The sequence below is a fragment of the Megasphaera sp. AF13-6AC genome (assembly GCF_027685385.1).
GTDB lineage: Bacteria > Bacillota > Negativicutes > Veillonellales > Megasphaeraceae > Megasphaera > Megasphaera micronuciformis.
In genome coordinates this window covers 1,528-5,060 of record NZ_JAQCUN010000021.1, presented here as the reverse complement: position 1 = coordinate 5,060, position 3,533 = coordinate 1,528, and the positions used below count along the sequence as shown (strand labels likewise).

General features: G+C 43.6%; 4 protein-coding genes and 1 pseudogene. All 5 read right to left on the bottom strand.

Annotated elements, in window-relative coordinates; genetic code table 11:
- A pseudogene (locus PGX78_RS02405) lies at nt 1-139 on the bottom strand (transposase); the annotation flags it as partial.
- Entirely contained in the window at nt 90-383 is a 294-nt protein-coding gene (locus tag PGX78_RS09480) for a transposase family protein (protein ID WP_442864782.1), read from the bottom strand. The pseudogene PGX78_RS02405 and the gene PGX78_RS09480, both read right to left, overlap by 50 nt.
- Nucleotides 384-556: 173 nt before the next feature.
- A complete protein-coding gene (locus tag PGX78_RS02400) occupies nt 557-1,996 on the bottom strand; it encodes an Rne/Rng family ribonuclease (RefSeq protein WP_270445237.1) in 1,440 nt (479 codons plus the stop codon).
- A gap of 21 nt (nt 1,997-2,017) precedes the next feature.
- Nucleotides 2,018-2,725 (bottom strand): TIGR03936 family radical SAM-associated protein, encoded by a 708-nt coding sequence (locus PGX78_RS02395; RefSeq protein ID WP_270445236.1) that lies wholly within the window; start codon nt 2,723-2,725, stop codon nt 2,018-2,020.
- Nucleotides 2,700-3,533, bottom strand: an 834-nt coding sequence (locus PGX78_RS02390; RefSeq protein WP_333523838.1) for a radical SAM protein, incomplete at its 5' end; no start/stop codon positions are given. The genes PGX78_RS02390 and PGX78_RS02395, both read right to left, overlap by 26 nt.

Here is a 3,533-nt window from a genome sequence, read left to right as displayed (position 1 = left end):
CGTTCTTTTTGCTCAACAATAGAATACGAGTTCGGAAGCGCCCAAAGTGTCTAAGACCGTAACTTATTCGTTTCAATACTTTGATCTTGTTATTGCATCCCTCCGTATAGCCGTTTGAAGAAGGTAGTAAGAGTACATTGAGGGCAAGAATATCTACGTTGCTTGTATTTAGCACAAATATATAAACCATGGATACTACCTAAGTTGATCGTACGGACTCGGTAGTCCTTTATGTATTTCGTAGTATGCCCGCAACAAGGGCAGGTATGCTCTGTAACAGGAAGTATCACTTCATAGATTAATGAATCATCTTTCCGGTAGGAATTAGTAATAAATTCCCCTTTAATATGGAAGAAGGGTTGTATATAATCAATAGTAGGCATATGAGATCGCATCCTTTCTTTAGGGCTTGGACACTTTTATTGTAAAGCATGCGAGCCTCATATGCTTTTGTTTTGGAAAAAAATAAATGTTGAAATCGGCACCCATTCGGTGCTGACCCCAACATTTATTATAGAACCTTTATTCATACAATTATCGTATTTACAGTTATGACTTACTCGGCTTTTGAAAATACGGAAAATACTTCTCTGTTTGCATGCCGGCTGTCTTCAAAATACAGGGAACGGTTCAGCTCTTTTTCCAAAGCCTCTTTTCGTTTCTTATCCTTAAACAGGGCCAAAACATCGGCATGAGCACTGATCAAAATATCACCCTTAATAGGATGTACTTTCATCATATGGCGCAATTGACGAACGATTTGGATATACACCGATTCAGGAGAGGCCAAAACACCTGTGCCGCCACAAACGGTGCAAGGAGAAAATTGAGATAAATGGATACTTTGCCGTGATTTTTTTCGTGTAATTTCCACGAGATTCAGGGCCGTCATGCCGAATACATGGACTCTCGCCCTATCGGCTGCCGTTTCACGCTGCAAAATACGTAAAAGTTCGTCTCTCCTGTCGGATCGGGGCATATCAATAAAGTCCACTAAAATGATGCCCCCTATATCGCGCAATCGCAACTGTCTTGCGATTTCTACCGCCGCCTCGCGATTTACATGAAAGAGCGTTTCCTCAAGGGTGCTGTTACCTACATATTTACCGCTATTGACATCAATGACCGTCAAAGCCTCCGTGTGATCGAAAATAAGAGTTCCTCCTGAAGGCAACATAACTTGCCTGGACATAACATTCTGTAACTCATCTTCAATGTGATAATAGTCGAATACAGGATCTTCTCCTTCATATAAAATCAGGCGCTCTCTATCTATTTCGTCTTCCGAAAAAAAAGAACTCAAACGTTCATAAGCGTCTTTATTATCTACAATGACAGTATTTACATCATCCGTACAGTAATCCCTGATCATACGCATCAAAAGATCCGCTTCGCGATATAAAAGCTTCGGCTTTCTTGTAGTCTTATAACGTGCCCTTATACTCTCCCATGTACGCAATAAGTAGTGTAAATCTGCCGCTAATTCCTCTTCCGATACGTCTTTGGCGACAGTCCTTACAATCATACCGATACCTTCTGGCTTAACGGCACTGACAATAGTTCGCAAGCGATTTCTTTCCTCTTCGTCCTGAATTTTTTTGGACACGCCTACGTAATCTACCGTAGGCATTAAGACGGCATAACGACCGGCAATACTGACATTGGCCGTCACCTTGGCTCCCTTCATGGGTTGTTCGTCTTTAACTACTTGTACAAGTACGCTTTGCCCTACGGAAATATGGGTCTGTTGGATTTCTTCTTTTGTCGCCGCACGGGGAAATAAATCCCCTAAATATAAAAAGGCGTTCTTTTTACGACCTATATCGACAAAAGCAGCCTGCATGGCAGGCAGGATATTCTGTATGACACCCTTGTAGATATGATTAACAATATGTGCTTCGTCATTTCGTTCCACTGCATAGTCCGTCAAATTTCCGTTTTCTATGACGGCCATTCGCGTTTCTTCCGGAATAACATCGGCAACCAATAATTTCATAGCACATCGCCAACTTTCGTATTACGGCATTTCGAACAAAGTTCGATTCTCTCCCTTTTGTCGCGACCATAGCCCCGTTCTTTCGGCAAGCATCAGGGTCGGGTCAACGGGAATATCGAATTGCCGAGCTAATAATTCCCACACTTGAGAGGGCTTTACGGCACCCGACTCGTTTTGATAAATGCGTACACGCAAGTGTATGTCCGATCCGTCTATTTGTGCCGTAATCGGTTCCAATACATGGTCTTTTACATTAATATATCTTGTTTTGCGTGTTTTCGGTGAATATTTTTCATACACCGCTTCTTCAGCCTTGTTAAACACATCAAGACGACGATTGATTACGTCTTCTTCTATAGATTCCGTTAAAGGCCCGGACAAAAGGTACTCGGCATAATTAGCTATGGCCATGAGCTTCGGTGCCTTATCGGATACATACCGCCCCTCAAGAACGGCAAACCCTTCGGGAGCCTTTTCATTCATACGCTGCTTTACATCTTCCACATCTACTGTTTCAGCCAATTCTATATCCATGTATTCTTCTGCCGCCGCCACACCTACACCCAAAGCGGAAGCAAAGGCTATTTTCATATGAGGATTGAAGCCTTCCGAGTATTGTACGGGTAAATCGGCTCGAATTACGACATAACGAACGGCTCGGGCAAAATCGAGATGCGACAAAAAGCGCAAGGCCTTGTCCTTCTTAATAGCTAAACGTAGTCTTGCCATTGCCGTCACCTGCTTTCAAATCTATAATATGAACGCCTAAATTGGGACAGACACCGCAACCCGTACATCGTTTACGGCGACAATCATCTGTCAGCTCTTCGTCATGGGCTTTCTTCCACTCATTGAGCAAGTATGCTTTAGCTACACCGGCACTCATGTGATCCCACGGGAAGGGTTCTTGCTCTCCTCTTTGTCGAGATGCGAAGTAATCTACCTCAAGACCGGCGTCTGCAAAAGAATCATTCCATTTATCGTAATCGAACATCTCCGTCCAACCGTCGAACTTACAACCCTTTTTCCACGCATAATACAGAACCTTACCCAATCGTCTGTCGCCTCTGGCAAAGGCTGCCTCCATGCGCCCCGTACGAGCATCGTGATAATGATAAGAAATGTGTTTATCGCGAATAAGGCCCTTAATATACTGCTGCTTTCGTTCTATTTCTTCAATGGAGCATTGAGGTGCCCATTGAAAAGCCGAATGAGCCTTAGGTACGAAACTGGATACGGAGACCGTAACCTTTCCGTTATTCTTTCCCGTCACCTTGCGATACAAATTCAAAACCTTATAAGCCAAGTCGGCAATTCCTGCCAAATCTTCATCCGTTTCCGTCGGCAAGCCCATCATGAAATAAAGTTTGACTGTCGACCAACCGTTTTGGAAGGCATTTTCACAAGCATCCAGTAAGTCTTTCTCCGTAACCCCCTTATTAATTACATCACGCAGGCGTTGAGTTCCCGCTTCGGGTGCAAAGGTCAGGCCGCTTTTACGAACCTGCTGAACTTTTTTGGCAATATCGACGGAAAA

What these genes read in the sequence shown, in the direction of transcription:
- PGX78_RS09480 (WP_442864782.1), bottom strand. Translation starts at nt 383, where the DNA reads ATGCCTACTATTGATTATATACAACCCTTCTTCCATATTAAAGGGGAA.
- PGX78_RS02395 (WP_270445236.1), bottom strand. Translation starts at nt 2,725, where the DNA reads ATGGCAAGACTACGTTTAGCTATTAAGAAGGACAAGGCCTTGCGCTTT.
- PGX78_RS02400 (WP_270445237.1), bottom strand. Translation starts at nt 1,996, where the DNA reads ATGAAATTATTGGTTGCCGATGTTATTCCGGAAGAAACGCGAATGGCC.